Source organism: Collimonas sp. NPDC087041, assembly GCF_044745265.1.
GTDB lineage: Bacteria > Pseudomonadota > Gammaproteobacteria > Burkholderiales > Burkholderiaceae_D > Collimonas.
Genome location: NZ_JBIUZX010000006.1, coordinates 246,803 through 267,172, shown reverse-complemented (window position 1 = coordinate 267,172; position 20,370 = coordinate 246,803). Strand labels below are relative to the sequence as shown.

General features: G+C 58.1%; 15 protein-coding genes. 8 read left to right on the top strand and 7 right to left on the bottom strand.

Annotated elements, in window-relative coordinates; genetic code table 11:
• Positions 1-127: 127 nt before the first annotated feature.
• The 3 genes from parC to ACIPF8_RS13550 form a co-directional block, all read right to left on the bottom strand.
• Positions 128-2,446, bottom strand: coding sequence for a DNA topoisomerase IV subunit A (parC, locus tag ACIPF8_RS13560; protein WP_400421703.1), 2,319 nt, complete (start codon positions 2,444-2,446; stop codon positions 128-130).
• 14 nt (positions 2,447-2,460) lie between these two features.
• The gene (locus ACIPF8_RS13555; protein ID WP_400421702.1) at positions 2,461-3,345 is read right to left on the bottom strand and encodes a lytic transglycosylase domain-containing protein; all 885 of its coding nucleotides are present in this window, start codon (positions 3,343-3,345) and stop codon (positions 2,461-2,463) included.
• Between the two features lie 293 nt (positions 3,346-3,638).
• Complete coding sequence (locus tag ACIPF8_RS13550; protein WP_400421700.1) at positions 3,639-5,627, bottom strand: DNA topoisomerase IV subunit B; 1,989 nt, start codon at positions 5,625-5,627, stop codon at positions 3,639-3,641.
• Between the two features lie 287 nt (positions 5,628-5,914).
• Between ACIPF8_RS13550 and ACIPF8_RS13545 the strand changes: the two genes are divergently transcribed.
• Positions 5,915-6,754 (top strand): two-component system response regulator, encoded by an 840-nt coding sequence (locus ACIPF8_RS13545; RefSeq protein WP_400421699.1) that lies wholly within the window; start codon positions 5,915-5,917, stop codon positions 6,752-6,754.
• 97 nt (positions 6,755-6,851) lie between these two features.
• Here ACIPF8_RS13545 and ACIPF8_RS13540 read toward each other — a convergent pair whose 3' ends face one another.
• Positions 6,852-8,021: a VWA domain-containing protein gene (locus tag ACIPF8_RS13540; RefSeq protein WP_061537122.1), complete on the bottom strand. Its 1,170-nt coding sequence runs from the start codon at positions 8,019-8,021 to the stop codon at positions 6,852-6,854.
• 18 nt (positions 8,022-8,039) lie between these two features.
• A complete protein-coding gene (locus ACIPF8_RS13535; RefSeq protein ID WP_400421697.1) occupies positions 8,040-8,894 on the bottom strand; it encodes an AAA family ATPase in 855 nt (284 codons plus the stop codon).
• 169 nt (positions 8,895-9,063) lie between these two features.
• On the opposite strand from ACIPF8_RS13535, the gene ACIPF8_RS13530 reads away from it, so the two are divergent.
• The 4 genes from ACIPF8_RS13530 to ACIPF8_RS13515 all read left to right on the top strand — a co-directional run bounded on the left by ACIPF8_RS13530 (position 9,064) and on the right by ACIPF8_RS13515 (position 15,055).
• Positions 9,064-11,283, top strand: a complete 2,220-nt coding sequence (locus tag ACIPF8_RS13530; RefSeq protein WP_400421695.1) for a site-specific recombinase — start codon at positions 9,064-9,066, stop codon at positions 11,281-11,283.
• Between the two features lie 317 nt (positions 11,284-11,600).
• Positions 11,601-11,921 (top strand): cytochrome c, encoded by a 321-nt coding sequence (locus ACIPF8_RS13525; protein ID WP_061533108.1) that lies wholly within the window; start codon positions 11,601-11,603, stop codon positions 11,919-11,921.
• Between the two features lie 12 nt (positions 11,922-11,933).
• Complete coding sequence (locus ACIPF8_RS13520; protein ID WP_400421693.1) at positions 11,934-12,287, top strand: c-type cytochrome; 354 nt, start codon at positions 11,934-11,936, stop codon at positions 12,285-12,287.
• Positions 12,288-13,165: 878 nt separating this feature from the next.
• On the top strand, positions 13,166-15,055 hold the full coding sequence (locus ACIPF8_RS13515; protein ID WP_400421691.1) for a protease pro-enzyme activation domain-containing protein: 1,890 nt from the start codon (positions 13,166-13,168) through the stop codon (positions 15,053-15,055).
• A 106-nt stretch (positions 15,056-15,161) separates the two neighbouring features.
• On the opposite strand, the gene ACIPF8_RS13510 is transcribed toward ACIPF8_RS13515, so the two are convergent.
• Positions 15,162-16,571 carry a heavy metal sensor histidine kinase gene (locus ACIPF8_RS13510; protein WP_400421689.1) on the bottom strand — a complete coding sequence of 470 codons (1,410 nt, stop codon included), beginning with the start codon at positions 16,569-16,571 and terminating at the stop codon, positions 15,162-15,164.
• Complete coding sequence (locus ACIPF8_RS13505; RefSeq protein WP_400421687.1) at positions 16,568-17,239, bottom strand: heavy metal response regulator transcription factor; 672 nt, start codon at positions 17,237-17,239, stop codon at positions 16,568-16,570. Before ACIPF8_RS13505 ends, ACIPF8_RS13510 begins: the two co-directional genes overlap by 4 nt.
• A gap of 209 nt (positions 17,240-17,448) precedes the next feature.
• Between ACIPF8_RS13505 and ACIPF8_RS13500 the strand changes: the two genes are divergently transcribed.
• From ACIPF8_RS13500 to ACIPF8_RS13490, 3 genes are all read left to right on the top strand, one after another.
• Positions 17,449-17,664 carry a hypothetical protein gene (locus tag ACIPF8_RS13500; protein WP_400421685.1) on the top strand — a complete coding sequence of 72 codons (216 nt, stop codon included), beginning with the start codon at positions 17,449-17,451 and terminating at the stop codon, positions 17,662-17,664.
• Between the two features lie 79 nt (positions 17,665-17,743).
• Positions 17,744-19,069 (top strand): TolC family protein, encoded by a 1,326-nt coding sequence (locus ACIPF8_RS13495; protein ID WP_400421683.1) that lies wholly within the window; start codon positions 17,744-17,746, stop codon positions 19,067-19,069.
• Between the two features lie 6 nt (positions 19,070-19,075).
• Positions 19,076-20,353: an efflux RND transporter periplasmic adaptor subunit gene (locus ACIPF8_RS13490; RefSeq protein WP_400421681.1), complete on the top strand. Its 1,278-nt coding sequence runs from the start codon at positions 19,076-19,078 to the stop codon at positions 20,351-20,353.
• Positions 20,354-20,370: the final 17 nt, after the last annotated feature.

Below are 20,370 nucleotides of genomic sequence, written 5' to 3'. Positions count from 1 at the left end.
TGACGGTTATGTTAACGCAAGTTTTGCGAGATAACGCAGGCAGACAAGCAGGGCGGGCACTTGTGCCCACGCGAAATTTGGGGTGACGCGTGGGCAGAACTTCCTGCCCACCCTACGGGTTTTTACATCAGGTCTGTGCGGTCAATGTCACCGGCTTCAGTTTCGATTCCAGCACTTTCCCCTTACGGGCGCGCTTGCCGATATGTGGCGCAAGCCCCGATGCCGACAAGGCTACCTGCTGCGCTTTGCCGCCACGGCCGATGCCGGACACTACAACCCCGCGCTGGCTGATCGGTTGCGCCGCCAGCAGCTTCTCGTTGGCTTCCAGTTCCATCAGGATCACGCCGCGGCCGCCGTTGCTGAGCGCTTTGCATTCGTCCAGGCCGAACACTAGCAGGCGTCCCTTTTCCGACAGGCAGGCAATCGCGCTGACGCTGCCGTCGAGCGCTTGTGGCGGCAGCGACAGGTCGCCTTCGTCGAGCGTGATGAAGGCTTTGCCGGCCTTGACCCGGCTCAGCATGTCGCCGATCTTGGCGGTAAAGCCATAGCCGCCCGACGATGCCAGCAACAATGTGCGGTCTGATGGGCCAGCGAAGTAGTGCAGCACGCTGCTGCCGCTGGCGAGGTCGATCAAGGTTGTGATCGGCACGCCGTCGCCGCGTGCGTTCGGTAATGTCGACACTGGCACCGAATAGATGCGGCCGTTGGAACCGAAGGTCAGCAGGTTGTCGATGGTGCGGCATTCGAATGCGCCGTACAGCGTATCGCCGGCCTTGAAGGCGAACTGGCTGGCGTCATGGCCATGGCCGGTGCGCGCCCGTACCCAGCCTTTTTGCGAAATGATGACGGTCACCGGTTCATCGACAACCTTGGTTTCCACCACGGCCTTTTCGGCTGCTTCGATCAATGTACGACGGGCATCGCCGAACTGTTTCTGGTCGGCTTCGATTTCCTTGATGACCAGGCGCTTCATCGATGCCGGATTGTCGAGCAGGTCTTGCAACGTGGCTTTCTCGTTGCGCAGCTCGGCCAGTTCCTGCTGGATCTTGATGGTTTCCAGGCGCGCCAATTGGCGCAGGCGGATTTCCAGAATGTCTTCGGCCTGGCGGTCGGACAGCTTGAATGCGGCGATCAGCGCCGGCTTCGGCTCGTCCGATTCGCGAATGATCTTGATGACCTTGTCGATATTCAGCAGGATCGCTTCGCGGCCTTCGAGAATATGGATGCGGTCTTCGATTTTCTGTAACTTGTATTGCGAGCGACGCGTGATGGTGGCGAAGCGGAAAGTGATCCACTCGCGCAGGATCATGCCCAGGCCCTTCTGGCGCGGACGGCCATCGCCGCCGATCATCACCAGGTTGATCGAGGCGCTGCTTTCCAGCGAGGTGTGCGCCAACAGCATGTTGGTGAATTCGGTCTGATCGAGGTTCTTCGATTTTGGCTCGAACACCAGTCGCACCGGCGCATCGCGTCCGGATTCGTCGCGCACGGTATCGAGCACTGACAAGATGGACGTCTTGAGCGCCAGTTGTTCCGGCGTCAGGGTCTTCTTGCCGAGCTTGATCTTCGGATTGGTCAGCTCCTCGATTTCTTCCAGGATTTTTTGCGAGGAAGCGCCAGGTGGCAGTTCGGTGACAACGGCTTGCCACTGGCCGCGCGCCAGGTCTTCGATCTTCCAGGTGGCACGCACTTTCAGGCTGCCGCGGCCGCTCTCGTACATCTCCGAAATGGCGGTAGGCGAAGTAATGATCTGACCACCACCCGGGAAGTCCGGGCCGGGAATGATCTGCATCAGTTCGGCATGACTCAACGCTGGATTGCGGATCAGCGCCACCGCCGCCTTGGCGACTTCCTGCAGATTGTGCGATGGAATTTCGGTGGCCAGGCCGACTGCAATCCCGGAGGCGCCGTTCAGCAGCACGAACGGCAGGCGCGCCGGTAGCAGCCGTGGTTCTTCGGTCGAACCGTCATAGTTGGGCTGGAAATCGACGGTGCCCATGTCGATTTCTTCCAGCAGCAGGCGGGCGATCGGCGTCAACCGTGCTTCGGTATATCGCATCGCTGCGGCGCCGTCGCCGTCGCGTGAGCCGAAGTTACCCTGGCCGTCGACCAGCGGATAGCGTAGCGAGAAATCCTGGGTCATGCGCACCAGCGCGTCGTATACCGATTGGTCGCCATGCGGGTGCAGTTTACCGAGCACATCGCCGACTACCAGCGCCGATTTGCGCGGCTTGGCGGCGGCGTTCAGGCCGAGTTCGTTCATCGCATACAGGATGCGGCGCTGCACCGGTTTCTGGCCGTCGGAGACGTCCGGCAGGGCGCGGCCCTTGACGACGGAAATGGCGTAGTCGAGGTAAGCGCGTTCGGCGAAAGTGGCAAGCGTTAACGATTCTGCATCAGGGGAAGGGGCGTCCGGGGTGGCAAATAGATCGTTTTGGTCAGTCATGGAGATTCAGCAAATTATTCGATAAATGGCGTTGCCGCCGCAGGTATGGCTGGTGTTGACGAGATGGCAGGCGGATTCGGCAGCGTACCGGCTTCTGTCATCGGAGGCGGCATATTGCTGCGCCCGGGAATGACCAGATGGACGCGCTTCAGGTTGCTGCCGTCGCTGCTACCGTTGCTGCCCATCGTGATCTCGCCGAATGCCGGTTTGTACAACTGGTAGAACTGGCGCACCAGTTGTACGTAGTTGCGCGTTTCCGTAAACGGCGGCACCTGGTTGTTGTACTTCTGCACCGCGCCTTCGCCGGCATTATAGGATGCAATCACCAGGTCTGGCCGCGACGGGAACATATTTCGCAAGTCGCGCAGGTAACGCGCGCCGAGCCGGATGTTGGTGCGTGGGTCTGTCAGTTTTTGTTCAACCGGTTTTTTGTTGTCGCCGGTGAGGCCATAACGTTCGGCGGTGGCTGGCATGATCTGCATCAGGCCGATCGCGCCCTTGGGCGAGACCGCGCCGGGATTGAAGCCGGATTCGGCTGCCATCACTGCTTTCAGCAACGCCGGTTCAAGTGCGAACTCGCGCGCAGCCTGATTCACCAGCGCTTCATATTTCTTCAGATTGGGATGCTGCGACAAGTAACGGAACAGCGGGCTGTCGCGCAGTTTCGGATTGAGCGGCGTGCCCTTGTCGGCCATCAGTTGCGACGAATCGAATGCGGCATCGCCGCGCATGAAGAGTTGATAACGATTGTCCAGTTTTTCGGTCGAGAAGTGACCTGCGCCATCCGCATCGATGTAGCCGAAGATATCCGCACGCGCTCCGCCAGCCGCGCTCAGCAGCGCGAGCGTCAGCAGGAATTCTGTGAAGAGTTGGCCCAGATGATGGCGAAGCTTGTTCATCTGCTATCGGCAACCAACACGAAAGGTATTGGTATTGCGGTATTTCATTAAAAACAATGTCCTTGGAGTTTGCCTGTCCGTACGACGGGTGGCAGTAAAAATCTTGGGTAAAACTGTTGCACGCTGCTGCGGCGCTGACGCATGTTGCGGGGATGATCGAAGTTGCTGGTAACAGCCCTGGCGGGCTGGCCGCGGGAGCGTGCGACACATAAAACTCCGCCCATCATAATACGTTTTGCCGATATGGATTGCCGACGCCGATAAAGGCGCCGGCTTTACCAATTGGCAACTTATCAAATATCCGCCTCGGCTTCATTGCCATGCTCTTCGATCCAGGCGCGCCGCGCTGCCGCTTCGCCTTTACCCATCAACATGTTGAAGCGGTTTTCCGAGGCTTCCAGATCGAAAGTGCCGAGTGTTACCGGCAGCAAGCGACGGGTATCCGGATTCATCGTGGTTTCCCACAACTGTTCGGCATTCATTTCGCCCAAGCCTTTGAAGCGGGAAATGCTCCAGGCGCCGTCCTTGACGCCATCCTTGCGCAATTTATCTTCCGTGGCTTCCAGTTCGCCATCGTCCAGCGCATAGATTTTCTGCGCTGGCTTCTTGCCGCGCGCCGGTGCGTCGACGCGATACAGCGGCGGCCGGGCGATGCAGATGTTGCCGCGGTCAATCAGTTGCGGGAAATGGCGGAAGAACAGGGTCAGCAACAGCACCTGGATGTGCGAGCCGTCGACGTCCGCATCGGACAGGATGCAGATTTTGCCGTAACGCAGGCCGCTGAAATCGATGCTGTCGCCGCGGTTGTGAGGGTCGACACCGATGGCCACCGCGATATCGTGGATTTCATTATTGGCGAACAGCCGGTCGCGCTCGGTTTCCCACGAATTGAGCACCTTGCCGCGCAATGGCAGGATGGCCTGGAATTCCTTGTCGCGGCCCATCTTGGCGGAGCCGCCGGCAGAATCGCCCTCGACCAGGAACAGTTCGTTGCGGGTGATGTCGCTGGATTCGCAATCGGTCAGCTTGCCCGGCAACACGGCAACGCCGGAGGATTTTTTCTTCTCGACCTTTTGTGCCGAGCGCAAACGATTCTGCGCCTGCTTGATAACCAGGTCGGCCAGCTTCTTGCCGTATTCGACGTGCTGGTTCAGCCACAGCTCCAGCGCCGGCCGGGTGTAGGTGGACACCAGGCGCACCGCATCGCGTGAGTTCAAACGCTCCTTGATCTGGCCCTGGAACTGCGGGTCCAGCACCTTGGCCGACAAGACGAAGGAGACGCGCGCAAACACGTCTTCCGGCAACAGCTTGACGCCCTTCGGCAGCAGCGAGTGCATTTCGACGAAACTCTTGACCGCGCCGAACAAGCCTTCGCGCAAGCCCGATTCGTGGGTGCCGCCGGCGGAAGTCGGGATCAGGTTGACATACGATTCGCGCACGATGGCGCCATCTTCGGTCCAGGCCACAACCCATGCCGCGCCTTCACCTTCGGCAAAACCTTCGGCATCGGCGCCGGCGTATTGCTCGCCTTCGAACAGCGGGATCAGCGGCTCGGCATTCGACGATTGCGCCAGCGATTCCATCAGGTAGCCGCGCAAGCCCTGGTCGTACTGCCAGGTCTGGCTGTCGCCGGTCTTGGCGTTGAGCAGCGTGACTTTGACGCCCGGCAGCAGCACTGCCTTGGAGCGCAGCAGACGCTGCAGTTCCGGTTGCGAGATGGCCGGCGAATCAAAGTATTTCGGATTCGGCCAGGCGGTGACGCGGGTGCCGGATTTCTTGTCGTCGCGACCAATCGGGCGCGTACTGAGCTTTTCGATCACGTCACCGTCGGCGAACACCATGTGATGCACGCCGCCTTCGCGCCAGACCGTGATTTCCAGACGCGAGGAGAGGGCGTTGGTCACCGATACGCCAACCCCGTGCAGGCCGCCGGAAAACGAGTAGGCGCCGCCGCTGCCCTTGTCGAATTTGCCGCCGGCATGCAATCGCGTGAATACGATTTCCACCGTCGGGACTTTTTCTTCCGGGTGCATCCCGACCGGGATGCCGCGGCCATCGTCCTCGACGCTGACGCTGCCGTCGACGTTGAGGGTGACCAGGATGTTCTTGCAAAATCCGCCGAGTGCTTCATCCGAGGCGTTGTCGATGACTTCCTGGATGATGTGCAGCGGATTTTCGGTGCGGGTGTACATGCCCGGACGCTGCTTGACCGGTTCCAGGCCCTTCAATACTCGGATTGATGATTCGCTGTAGTCAGACTGCGGTGATTTTTTGGTTGCCATTCAGCTCTGTTGGGTTAAGTGTAACTTATTGTTAATTTGCAACTAAATCGGGTAATGCTGGTTATTATCCTGTGCGCATTCTAATGAAAAAAAGCCCGGTCGTTGTTCAAGCCGCGCAGTCAACCAGAAATATCCGGGAAAACTCGCTGAAATCGGGCTATTGCACAGTTGATCTTCGGCAAGAAAATGTTGTTGTTTTGCACATGTGTTGATAAAAATAAAATGCAAATAAGGACGCTGATATTATTCCTTCGTCGGTGTCCGCGTATCAAGGGAGTCTAAAAATAATGAAAAATCATAACGCACCATTCGCCATTCGTTTCATCGGTTTTTCCGCCCGTGAAATCAATATTTTCGATGCCACCTTTTCGGTGGAACAGAATCGCGAGAAACAATACCATCGCCTGTCTGCGGACAGCCTGCAAGAACCCGACCTATATCTGGTCAATGCCGACGATCTCAAGGCGCTGGCAATCCTTGCCGACATGGAGCCGAATAACTTGCGGCCTGCGCTGCTGGTCGGCACTCCCGACCTGGAGCTGCCGTATACCACGGTCGCACGGCCGATTCGCTGGCTCAAGCTGTTTGAAGCACTGGACGGTTTGATTGAGCGCCGTCTCGTCATGCTGGCCAAGCAGAATCCCTCGGACATGGCGCTGGCGCATGGCGCTCCGGACCGGCGCCGGCGCGAACGCCTGGACCTGGATCTGACCGATCCGGTCGAATATGAACGGATGCGGGTGCAATCGCCGCAGATCGATCGTATCCTGGTGATCGACACGCAATCGACATTTCGCGACGACCTGGCCATGGCGATGGCGCATCATGTGGTGCCGGTCGAGTGGGTCGGCAGTGCCGATGCGGCGGCTGAGGTTTATGCCAGCCAGACCATCTCGATCGTGCTGATCAACCCGCACTTGCCGAACATAGATCCCTACGATTTGTGCGCAACCATCAAGCGCCAGCACCAGGACACCAGAATCGCGATTGTGCTGCTGGCGGACAAGGACTTCGTGTATGACCATGCCCGCGCCCGGGAGGCCGCTTGCGACGGCTTCCTGAGCCGGCATCTCGATCAGTCGCAGATGTTGCTGGCATTGGGGAAATTTTTGTCGCTGCGCAGATAAAAGACTATCCGGCGACGGTATTCAAGGGCGCTACGGCGCCCTTGTTTTTTTCTTGCTGCTGAACTTCAAGCGCCGGCTGAAGCAAACATCCAAGGCTTTATTTGCTCAACAGACGCATGCCGCGCTCCAGTCCATCCATTGTCACGGGAAACATGCGGTTGCTCATCAGTTGCCGGATCACTTCGACCGATTGACGGTATTGCCACAGGCCTTCCGGCTCAGGATTGAGCCAGATGAACTTGGGGAAGGTCTTGGTGAAGCGCTGCAGCCATTCGGCGCCGGCTTCCTCGTTGTTGTATTCGACCGATCCGCCGGGTTGCAGAATCTCATACGGGCTCATGGTAGCGTCGCCGACGAAGATCAGTTTGGTGTCCGGCGTGTACTTGCGCAGGATGTCCCAGGTCGGGAAGCGTTCAGCATGGCGGCGCTGGTTGTTTTTCCAGAGGTAATCGTAGACGCAGTTGTGGAAGTAAAAGAACTCCATGTTCTTGAACTCGGTCTTGGCGGCCGAGAACAGTTCTTCGGTGCGTTCGATGTGGTCGTCCATGGTGCCGCCAACATCGAGCAGCATCAGCACCTTGATATTGTTCTTGCGTTCCGGCCGCATCTTGATGTCGAGATAGCCGGCATTGTTGGCGGTGGCGCGGATGGTGTCGTCCAGCGCCAGTTCTTCGGCGATTCCTTCGCGCGCGAATTTGCGCAGGCGGCGTAGCGCCACCTTGATGTTGCGCGTGCCCAGTTCGCGTTCGTCGTCGTAATCGCGGTAGGCGCGCGCGTCCCAGACCTTGACCGCGGTGCGATTGCCGCCGCTGCCGCCGATGCGGATGCCTTCAGGATTGCTGCCGCCATGGCCGAACGGCGATGTGCCGCCGGTGCCGATCCATTTGTTGCCGCCTTCGTGCCTTTCCTTTTGTTCTTCCAGCAGTTCTTTCAGGCGATCCATCAGCTTGTCGTAGCCGAATTTTTCCAGTTGCGCCAATTGTTCCGGCGTCAGCTCGCGCTTCATGCGCTGCACCAGCCAATCGAGCGGGATGTCGGCGTTCTTTTCGAAAATGGTCTGGATACCCTTGAAGTAACGGCCGAAAGCCTGGTCGAATTTGTCGAAGTGGGCTTCGTCCTTGACCAGCGTGGTGCGCGCCAGATAGTAGAAATTATCCAGCGTAGGCGAGATGACTTGCCGCTGGAGGGCTTCCAGCAGAATCAGGAATTCCTTGATCGACACCGGTATCTTGGCATCTTTCAACGTGAAGAAAAAATCGATCAGCATGATGAAGGGCAGGGCGCGTTATCGATTTTTCCGCGCCATGAAGACCAGGCGTTCAAACAAATGCACATCCTGTTCATTCTTCAGCAACGCGCCATGCAGCGGCGGCACGACGGCCTTGGTGTCGCTGCTATGCAGCGCTTCCGGCGGAATGTCTTCGGCCAGCAGCAGTTTGAGCCAGTCCAGCAGTTCGGAGGTCGACGGTTTCTTTTTCAGTCCCGCCACTTCGCGTACCTGATAGAAGGTTTCCAATGCTTGCGCCAGCAGATCTTTCTTCAGATTCGGGAAGTGGACATTGACGATTTCCTGCATGGTCGCCTTGTCGGGAAACTTGATGTAGTGGAAGAAGCAACGGCGCAGGAAGGCGTCCGGTAATTCTTTTTCATTATTCGAGGTAATGATGACCAGCGGCCGATGCTTGGCGCGCACCATTTCCCGCGTTTCATAGACGTAAAATTCCATGCGGTCGAGTTCGCGCAGCAAATCGTTGGGGAACTCGATGTCGGCTTTGTCGATCTCATCAATCAATAAAACCACCTGTTCGTCGGCATTGAAGGCTTGCCACAGGACGCCTTTGACGATGTAGTTGTGAATGTCCTTGACGCGCTCGTCTCCCAGTTGGGAGTCGCGCAGGCGTGACACTGCATCGTATTCGTACAAGCCTTGCTGCGCCTTTGTGGTCGACTTGATATGCCATTGCATTAACGGCATGTTGAGCGCAGCGGCAACTTCTTCCGCCAGCATGGTCTTGCCGGTGCCTGGTTCGCCTTTGATCAGCAACGGCCGTTGCAGTGTCAATGCAGCGTTCACGGCCAGTTTCAGGTCGTCGGTGGCGACGTAGCTAGGGGAACTTTCAAAACGTGTCTCTGGTCGCATTGTCAATTGTAAAGAGAAGTAAAGTGAGAGCAAATAAATCCGAGTATAAACGAGATTCAACTGGCCAATTGGCTGGCCATTAAGCCATTTCATCTAAAGGCTTAAGAAGGCTATCGCGTTATTTTGATGCTGAGATAACAGTTTCTTCACCGTCAATTCACAAGAGCCAATGAAAATTCTATTTCTTCGCCTGCGGGTGATGTGGCGCCGGTTTCGGCTTGGCGAACGGCACCAGCAAAAAGACAGCCTGCATTACGCCACGCAAGTGGACACCCTGATGCGCCGCGCCAACCCGTTTTCCGCCTGGCGGGAACGTGCCAACTGGATCATCGATATTGTCGAATGGTTGCGCCATACACCGAAGGTTTCTCTCCTGGATAAGGAAATTTTGCTGCGCGTCAAGCAGCAACGCCTGCATTTTTTGCTGGATTGGCTGGATGCAAATCGCCATGTGCGGCGCGTAGTGCAGACCACATTGCAGAAAACCCTGCGCGAGGCCGCCGGTCCTGAACTGTTTTGCGCTACCGGTTTGCCGCATGAACCGGCCTTCTTTAGCGAACTGTCCGAGCACCTGGTCAAGCTGGTGCTGCCCAAGCCGCCCTTCGAGGCCGACTTGTCGGCGCTGTTTACCGTACTGTTCCCGACTTCCGAGGATGCCGACTGGCTGCTTGAGCTGGATCAGGAAAGCGTAGCGCGGGTCTGGAAACTGATCGCCGATGACGGTATCGCCCACACGTATGAGCAACAAATCGACGAAGCCCTGATTCACCTGGCGACAACGGTAGTCGCAGATGGCATCAGCAAGGCGTTTCGTCAGCGCCTGGATGCGAAGACGCCATTGCAGGCGACACCGTTCATGGTGTTGCGCCGCGAACTGGAGACGTATCTGTATGTCAGTCCGCGCGACGAGGCGGCATTGCGCAGCGTACGCATGCTGATCGCTGTGTGCCAGGCGCAGACCGACAAGATATATGCGCATCTCGATGAGCACGGCGTCTCGGTCAGCCTGGTGTATCGGGTCGAACGCATGCGGGCGCAACTGACGCGTATGGCGCGGCTGGTGGAGTTGCGCGGCGCCATCTACGGTACGCCGAGCCATCATCGCGAGGCAGGGCCGGGCGCGGGCCAGATCCAGGCCCTGCTGGGCGACCTGATCGCCGCCCATCACCACGGTTCGTCGGTACGCGGTTTGGTGAAGCGCAGCTTCTCGCTGCTGGCGCGCAAGATGGTCGAGCGCAATGCCGGTCACGGTGAACATTACATCGCGCGCGACAGCAAGGAGTACAGCGCCATGTTCAAGGCCGCCTGTCGTGGCGGCGTGATCACGGCCTTTACCGTGCTTGGCAAATCGCTGTTGTCCGGTCTCGGCGCCGCGCGGTTTTTCGAAGGCCTGTTCGCTTCGTTGAACTATGCCGTAAGTTTCATCGCAATTTCTGCGGTTGGCGGCGTGTTGGCGACCAAGCAGCCGGCAGTGACGGCGCCGGTGCTGGCATCGAAGATGGGGCAGCTCGATACGGTCGAAGGTTTGCGCGCATTGCTGAGTGAAATCGCGTTGCTGTTGCGTTCGCAGGCAGCGGCGGTGTTCGGCAATCTGATCGCAGTGATTCCGATGATGCTGCTGATTTCTGCCGGTGTCTTGCTGTTTACCGCTGCGCCCATGATGACCGCCGAGCATGCGCAGGCCAGCATGCATAGCTTGTCGCTGATCGGGCCGACGCCTTTGTTCGCGGCCTTTACCGGCATCTTGCTCTGGTTGTCGAGCCTGGCGTCGGGCTTTGCCGATAACTGGTTTGCGCTGCGCCGGATGCGTGAGGCGCTGACGCACCAGCGTCGCCTGGTGTATGTGCTGGGCGCACTGCGGACAGAGCGCTGGGCTGCATGGCTGGATCGCAACGTGGCGCAGATTGCCGGCAACGTGACCTTGGGCCTGCTGTTGGGCATGACGCCGGTGCTGGCGCAATTCTTCGGCTTGCCGCTGGATGTGCGCCACGTGACGCTGGCGACCGGCAGCTTGACCGCCGCCGCCAGCAGCCTCGGTTGGGAAGTGCTGGCGACGCCGCAGTTCTGGCTGGCGCTGGCCGGTATTGCCAGCATCGGGGTGTTGAACGTCGGTGTTTCTTTCGCTTGTGCGCTGACGCTGGCGCTGCGCGCACGCGATGTGCCGAGGCGTATCCGGCGTCTGGTGTTCAGGGCGGTGCTGCGGCGCTTCAGTGCGTCGCCGCGTTCCTTCCTTTTTCCTGAAAAACCGGTGGTCGTGGCGCCAACGGAACCGGCAGTGACGGAGGTCATGGACTCTTCGGCCGACGATGATATCGCTTCGCCGCAGCCAGGTGCCGTGGCCGGAACTTCAAGCGAGATGGCGCGCCCGCCTGACAGCCGGCTCGGTTGATCGCTGTTTTTGCATCGTGCCCGGCGCCCTCGGAAGAGCGCGCCGGGGCACCTGAAAAGCGGCACAAAATGCTTGCCATAACGCTATAAAAGCTGCGATTTTGACATCGACCGGCGTGGACTCTGATTGTTTCTTGGGGTAAAATTAATCGCTTTTAGTGTAGGGTGGCGACGGCAACACGCGTCGGTTAGTGCTGCCTTATCTGCGGTATAAGCGGTGGAGAATGGAGATTATCTGCTGCCTACGCTGTATATCTTGAAGCATTTGATGCAATATTCGCGGCAAGTTTCGCAGCACAACACAATTACCCAGCTATTATGAAAAAACTAATTGCACTTCTCGCGTTTGCGAGTCTTGCCAACGTGGCCGCAGCTGCGGACATCGTCGGCAATGCCAAGGCAGCTGAAAACAAGGTATCGATGTGTATCGGATGTCATGGCATCCCAGGCTATAAAGCCACCTTCCCGGAAGTCTATCAAGTGCCCATGCTGGGCGGCCAATCCGCAAAATATATCGAAAGTGCGCTGAAGGCCTATCAGAAGGGTGATCGCAAGATGCCAACCATGCACGGCATTGCGGCCAGCCTGTCCGATCAGGACATGGCGGACATTGCGGCTTACTACTCGCAGCAAAAATAAGGGACCCACACAATGAAAAAAATTTTTGCTGGCGTGGCGTTTCTTCTTTCCACCAGCGCATTCATCAATGCCCATGCCGCCGGCAATATCGCGGCGGGTGAAGCTGCAGTGAAAAAATATTCCTGCGCATCCTGCCATGGCGCCGATTTCCATAGCCCGATCGATCCCAGCTATCCGAAGCTGGCCGGCCAGCCGCAGGATTATCTGCAGCATGCCTTGATCGCTTACCAGCGCGGTAGCGATGCTCCTTACGGTCGCAGCAATGCGATCATGGGCGGCCAGGCGAAGGCGCTGTCGCATCAGGAAGTGCAGGACATCGCAGCTTATCTGCACAGCTTGCCGACCACATTGGTGCTGCGCAAATAAAATCAGGCGAGCGGTTCTTACCGAGCCGGATCAAATCGAAAACCACGCAATCATGATTGCGTGGTTTTTTTTCGTGCATCCGCACCGGCAGAGTGCACGGTACGGGTTGATTGATCTGTCGGCAGACCAGTTGCGTGCATTCGTCCTGCAGGACTAACGCTTGCGGGCTTGGCGCGCGCCGAATGAGTGCATGTTTATGTCTTTCGATACAGAAAATTGTGTGTATCTTTTTGTGCTGGGACATTTCATTTTGTGTCCATTTTCTTACGCAGAATTTCCCTATGCCCGGGAGTTTGGAATATTTGTAAGCAGATGTAAAAGGAGATAAATAATTATTGCAGCATGGAAACTGCCGCTTTATGCTGGACCCGAATCAAGCAGCAAAAGTAACGTGGAAGACAGAATTTTTTGTGGCGACACTTACCTCACAAGCGTAATGCTGTCGTATCGGTAATCCTTAAAAGGGAATAGTGATGATCGGCGTTGAGTATGCAGTGCATGCAGTGTCCCTGCAGTTGCAATCCGGGCAGTTCCTGGATTCTTCCTCCTATATTCCCTCCCGTATTTCGGTACAGATTGCGCGATCTCCGCATCTCGCGCGACGGCCATCCCAATAACGAGTCCGTAGCAAGGCCGTTATCCCCGCATCGCCACTAGCGATGCAAATCTGACGTTTGGCGTATTCATGCACGGCTGCTTTTTTTGCAACCGCGTGGTGCTGCACATCTGTTGTCTGTGCACGCCTCAAGGTTCCGAGCTGCAGGGAGGTTTCATCTTGCGTGCATTGCATTCAGGATGCGTTGCTTGGTGCGCTGACGTTACTGCAAGTTGTCTCCACGTTGTTTCATGTTGCTTACTTTAAAAAAAGGAATAAGAAGATGAAATCTAAAGCATCAGCAGTAAAGGCAGGAGATTTTGCACTCCCGCGTACCTCCGCATTGGCATTGGCGCTTTCGCTGGCATGTTTAGCAATCGGCGCACAGGCTGCGACCGTCGATACCTCTTCCTGGGTTTCGACCAAAACCGAAGCATTTTTGCCAAAAGTACAGACGCACGATACTACCGGTGCGGCGGTTACTGCGGATAAAGTCGCGGTGGATATGGCGCAGGGTGAATTGAAGAGCATCACAGTGAGTCTGCAATTGCGTAACCAGGACAAGCTTGAGAGCTTCCTGAAAGCGCTGCATACACCGGGCAATGCCTCGTATCACAAGTTCCTCACTCCAGAACAGTTCGCTGCACAATACTCGCCTACCCAGGCGCAGGTTGATGCAGTCGTAGCGCACTTGACCAAAGCCGGATTCAAAAACATCAGCGTCAGCTCGAACCGCACGCTGGTGAGCGCAGACGGCACCGCAGCAACGGTGGCGCAGGCATTCAATACTTCATTGAAGCGTTTTACACATGAAGGCCGCAGCGTGTTTGCAAATGACCGGCCGGCGCAGGTTCCTGCCGAATTGGGCACTATCGTTGGTTCTGTGCTCGGTCTGCAGAATGCTGCGGTACATCATGTTTTGCATAGCGGTGTACATGCAACTGCGAAGACGGTCACGCAAGCTGCAGCCGGTACGGAAACATCCCATACGCCAGTGCAGTACCCAGCGATCTATGGCGATGTCACCACGCCTGCTGCATCCACAGCAGTTGTCGGCACGATTTCTGAAGGGAACATGACGTATACCCTGAATGACTTCGCTACCTTCCTCACGAACAATCCAAGCCTGCCAAAACTGACACCAACTGTGGTCTACGTTGGCACCGAGAGTTCCGATGAGTCCGGTGAAGTCGAATGGGCATTGGATAGCCAGGTGATCTACGGTGCTTCGGGCGGCGTCAAGCAACTGATCTTCTATACAGCGTCGTCGATGGAAGATGCGCCACTGACCGCCGCCTACAATGCCGCGGTCACTGCCAACGTTGCCAGCGTCGTCAACGTTTCGCTGGGCGAGTGCGAGGCTTCTGCCAAGTCGTCCGGTTCGCAAGCCGCTGATGATGCCGTCTTCAAACAAGCCGTGGCGCAAGGGATCACCTTCTCCGTCGCAGCAGGCGATGCCGGTCCGTATAACTGCGACACCGACTCCGATGGCAATCCAGGCGTGGCAAAAACCACCACTCAGAAAAAAACCTATGACGTGAGCGAGCCTGCCAGTTCGCCATATGTTGTCGCAGTGGGCGGCACAGCCTTGTTCACTACGTCTGCCGGCGCCTACAACGGCCAGGCAGTGTGGAATGAAGGCACTGCCTCGACTGGCGACGGCTCAGCGGTGCGTATCTGGTCTACCGGCGGCGGCTTCAGCGGCAACGAAGCCGCGCCAGCCTGGCAAACTTCCAGCATCGTCGGCACTGGCCACACCACACGCGGATTGCCGGATATCGTGTTCGATGCAGCATCTGCCAGCGGCACTTACATCTACATCACCGCATCGAACAACGGCGGTACGGCAGCTGGTGTAGTTGGCGGCACCAGCATGGCGGCGCCGATGTTTGCAGGCTTCTGGGCACGCCTGGAGTCGGCGCACGGCAATAATCTGGGTTTCCCGAACTCGGCTTTGTATGCTGCGATTCCATCCAACGCGAACCTGGTCTTCCCTGTGACCAGTGCAACGGTTGACGGTGATGCGGTCAACTATACCGGTTGGAGCACCACTTACCCAGGCATGAAAGCGGCTGCATCCGGATGGAGTGCTGCGACTGGCTTTGGCAGCTTGAATGTCGATAATCTCAATGCCTACATTACGGCCAATCCAACTGTGTTCCCTGCCAAGTAACATGGCGTACCTCCTGTCGGCGGCACTGGTCGCGCACAAGCAAAGCTAGTCTGCCGGCAGGTAAGGGTAAACACGGAAAGCCACGCAATGATCATTGCGTGGCTTTTTATTCTTGGGCGTTTGGAAAGCGCAGAGAAAACACGGTCAATTGATCGGCCGATCGGCTCAGGTCGACCTGGCCGCCATGCAGTTTCATGATTGATTGCACGATAGCCAGGCCCAATCCGGTTGATGAGGCAGAATCGCTGCGCGCAGGGTCGACGCGATAGAAGCGGTCGAACAGCCGCGGGATCGCCGCATCGGCGATGGGCGGACCGGGATTGCTTACGGAGATGACGGTGGCGCCATCCGCGTGTTGCGCTTGCAGCTGCACGGTTTGCCCCGGCGCCGTATAGCGGATCGCGTTGGCTACAAGGTTGCTGATGGCGCGCCGCAACAGTATCGGGTCGGCGCGTACCTGAGCGTTGGCGTCGATGCTCAGGCGCACTCCAGTATCTGCTGCCACACCTTCGAAATAGTCGGCGATGCGCTGTAATTCCAGATGGCAGTCCAACACTTCGAACGACAGCGCCACGTGAGCATGATCCGCGCGCGCCAGGAACAGCATGTTGTCGAGCATGCGCGCCAGCCGTTCGTATTCTTCGACATTCGATTCCAGCAATCCCTGGTATTCCTCCGATGTACGAGGTTGTCCCAACGCCACCTGGGTCTGCACCATCAGGTTATTGATCGGCGTGCGCAGGTCGTGCGCGAGGTCGGCGGAGAATTGCGAGAGCCGCTGGAAGCTATCGTGCAGGCGATCCAGCATCTCGTTGAACGCTACCACCAATTGCTGCAATTCGTAGGGCGCGCTGGCGACATCGAGGCCGCGATCGAGGCGCTGCGCGGTAATCAGATGTGCCTGCTGTGCAATCAGCCGGGTCGGCTGCAAGCCGCGACGCAGCAGCACATAGCCGAGCAGCGCCGCGAATGCAGCCCCGGCCAGCGCGGCGCCGAGGATCTGATTGCGGTAGCTGGCCAGCATGGCGAGGCTGTCGCTGGTGTTATGGGCGACAATGACCTGGACTTGTTCACCACTGCTGTCGATCCTGGCCCAGAGCGCGGTCGCCCGTACTGGTAAGCCGGTCGAAGTGCGCAAGTTCAGTCGCGATTCCCGATCCGGCATGCGATCGGCTGCGGTCAAAGGCAGCGCCGGCAGGCTGCCGACGTCAGGGCGGGTATCAAGCAGCGGCGTGCCGTCCGCGCTGCGCAGGATCAGCAACAGGTCGTCGTGGCCGAGTCCGGCATCGATGAACAGGTGCGGGTCCTGACGGATGGCCTGTACCGATGCCGCTTTGCCGACCAGATGCCGCATCAGCGTCACTTTGCCCTGCAATTCCTGGTCGTCGTGGTTTTCCAGCTGACGCGCCAGCGAATAATAAAGATAGCTGCCGACCAGCGTAAACGTCAGCAGTGTCGCCAGCGCAAACAGCAAAGCCAGGCGCACCGTCAGTGAGCGCGGCGCGACCAGCTTCAAGGCCGATCCTCCAGCACATAACCCATGCCGCGCACGGTGTGTATCAGGGGCTTGCCGTAGGGTTCGTCGATCTTGACGCGCAGGCGCCGGATGGCGACATCGACGACGTTGGTATCGCTATCGAAATTCATGTCCCAGACCTGGGAGGCGATCAGCGAGCGCGACAGCACTTCAGACTGCCGTTTCGCCATCAGATGCAATAGCGAAAACTCCTTGGTGGTGAGATCGATACGGTCACCGCCTCGGGTGACGCGGCGCTTCATGACATCGATTTCCATGTCGGCAATGTGCAGCATCTCGGATTCGCGGATCGGTCCGCGTCGCAGCAGCGTGCGGATGCGGGCCACCAGTTCGGCAAACGCGAATGGCTTGACCAGATAGTCGTCAGCGCCCAGTTCCAGACCCTTGATGCGATCCTCAACTTCGTCGCGCGCCGTCAGGAATAGCACGGGTGTTGCATGACTCTTGCGCAGTTCGCGGATCACTGCCCAGCCATCCATGCCGGGCAGCATCACGTCGAGCACGATCAGATCGTAATCTTCCGAGGTGGCGCAATGCAGGCCATCGGCGCCGGTGCGCACCCAGTCGACTACGTAACCGGATTCGCTCAAGCCCTTGCGCAGGTATTCGCCGGCCTTGGGTTCGTCTTCCACCAACAGGATACGCATAGATCACCTTTCCGCTTACGCCAACTCGTAGCAACGCTGATTATCGGCCATAAATTGCCGGCCGTGGATTACAAAACCGTAATCCGGCCGTCACCTTCCGGTTTTGCGCCGCTTTCTACACTTGCCTCCAACGATGCAGCTCTTCGGTTTTGGCCGGCAAGTATATGGCTGTTTCGTTGGAGTTTTCCTCAACTACCTGGAGATTGAAAATGCGTATCAAGCTGAATATCAAGCAAGCCATTGCCGTTGCGACCCTGCTAACCGCCGCCGGCGCCGTGATGGCGCAGGCGCCCGCCGGCCAGAAACCGGCAACCGGTGCAACCATGACAGACAGCAAAGCGGAAAGCACCAAGGGAAAGGGCGCGTCGCAGCCACATGACCATAAACAAGATGCTCCCAAGAAAACGATTCATTCCGGCGCCTGATCGCAGTCTTTGGCAGGTTTTCTTCAGCGCGTCCGGTCGTTTGACTGAATCGGCCGCGCTGGATTTCAGGGAGTCGTTGATGCACAAATTTTTCTTGCCGCTCGGGCTGGCGCTATTGGCCTGTCAGTTGTCTTTTGCCCAGGATGCACGGCATAGCCAGGATGCACCTGAGAGAGCGTTGCCGCATACGCCGCAGCGCATCAATTACACCTTGCCGCCTTTGGACGGCAAGGCAGCTGGCGCCAGCTTGAGCCTGGGGCAGGCGATTGCTCGCGCGTTCAGGAGCAATCCTGAGCTGGCTGCGGCAGGGCGTGAAGTCGAGGCGGTTGCCGCGTCGATTCAGCAGGCAGCAGCGCGGCCGAATCCGGAAATATCGACCTTGCTGGAGGATACCCGCAAGGAAAACCGCACGACAACTGTTCAGTTGAACCAGGCGATAGAGCTGGGCGGCAAACGCCATGCGCGTATTACTGCGGCGGAAAAGGCGCGCGATGCGGCGCAAGTGGATTTGCTCGCCAAACGCGCCGATTTGCAAGCGGCAGTTGTCGCTGCGTATTTTGCCGTGCTGGAGGGACAAGAGAATCTGCAATTACTGCAAAGTGCGTTGCAGCTGGCGCAGCGCGCCAGCGCCATCACTGCCAAGCGGGTCGCATCCGGCAAGGTAGCGCCGATCGAGGAAACCAAGGCGCGGGTTGCCGAAGCCGGGGTCCGGGTCGAATTGCAACAGGCGCAAGGAACCTTGGACATCGAGCGGCGTCGCCTTGCAGCCACTTGGGGTGCCGGCGCAGCGGACTTTGCTGCCGTCGATGGCGAAATCAATGCGCTGCCGACGTTACCTGATTTGGCCGCCCTGCAGGCACGCTTGCCCAATGCGCCAGGCTTCGTTCGCGCGCGGATCGAAGTTGAGCGTCGCCAAGCCTTGTTGCAGCTGGAACGCAGTCGCCGCATTCCCGATGTCACCGTCAGTATCGGCAGCAAGCGCGCGGAAGAAATCGGCCGCAATCAGATGATCATCGGTTTGTCGATTCCGCTACCGCTGTTCGATCGCAACCAGGGCAATGTGCTGGAAGCCTTGCGCCGGACCGACAAGGCGCGCGACGAACAGAGAAGCGTGGAACTGCGCATCAGCGGCGAATTGGCCGATGCTTATCAGCGCCTGCAACTGGCGCAGCAGCAGGCGGCGGCTTTGCAGGGAGAAATCCTGCCGGCGGCACAACAGACCTACGACATCACCACCAAGGGTTTCGAGCTTGGCAAATTCAGCTTCCTGGAAGTGCTGGATGCACAGCGCGTGCTGTTTCAGGCCAAATCACAAGCGCTGCGTGCGTTAGCAGAGACACATCGCGCTGCCACCGAGATCGAGCGCGTGGTAGGGACATTTCCATCAACCGATTCCCCGCAATAAATTCCTATGAAAATCAATTCAACTAAAAGCAAAGTCATCGCCATTGGCTTGGCGACCGTGGTTGTGCTGGCGGCTGCCGGTTGGTACCTGAGCGGCAGCAACGATACAGCTAAAAAAGTCGTCGACGGCCCACATCGGGAATCGGCAGGCCATGCCGATACGGAACATCACGGCGCCAAGGCCGACGACAAGCACGTCGATTCCGACGAGCACGCCGATGGCGAACATCACGACGAAGCCAAGGAGTCGCACGATGACAAGCTGGAATTGAGCGAAGCGCAGGTTGCCGCGGCCGGCGTCAAGCTGGAAAGTGTCGGACCGGCACGGATCAGGACGGCCATTACCTTGCCCGGAGAAATTCGCTTTAATGAAGACAAGACCGCGCACGTGGTGCCGCGCCTGGCCGGCGTGGTGGAACAGGTAGCGGTCAATCTGGGGCAGCAGGTCAAGCGCGGGCAGTTGCTGGCGGTGGTGGCTAGCACCGATCTTGCCGAGCAGCGTAGCGAGTTGCTGGCAGCGCAGAAGCGCTACACATTTGCGCGGACTACCTACGAGCGGGAAAAAAAGCTATGGGATGAAAAAATCTCCGCCGAACAGGATTACCTGCAAGCGCGTCAAGTCATGAACGAAGCTGAAATCGCCTTGCAGAATGCACGCCAGAAATTGAATGTGCTGGGTACCGGCGTCGGTGCTTCCGGCGGTCTTAACCGGTATGAGATCCGAGCGCCATTCAATGGCATGGTGACCGAAAAGCACATTGCACTGGGCGAGGCGGTGGCCGCCGACGCCAGTATCTTCACCATCTCTGACCTGTCAACCGTATGGGCCGAAATCATCGTGCCGGCCAAGGATCTGAACCTGGTGCGCCTGGGCGAGAAAGTACAAATTCGCGCTACCGCCTTCGAATCGACGGCCAGCGGCAGCATCTCCTACGTCGGCGCCTTGCTGGGCGAACAGACCCGCACCGCCAAGGCCCGCATCACCTTGCCCAATCCCGACATGGCCTGGCGTCCCGGGCTGTTCGTCAATGTCGAAGTGATTTCCAGCGAGGTCGAAGTAAACGTGGCACTGCCGTCGGAAGCGATTCAGAGCGTCGACGACAAGCAAGTCGTGTTCGTCCGCACCGACGATGGCTTCACGGTGCAGGCGGTCGTTACCGGACGTACCGACGGCCAGATGACAGAGATTGTCAGCGGACTGCAGCCCGGCTCGCGCTATGCCGCCACCGGCAGTTTCGTTCTCAAATCGGAGCTGGGCAAGAGCAGCGCCGAGCACGCCCATTGAAGGCGTGATGCTGTTCG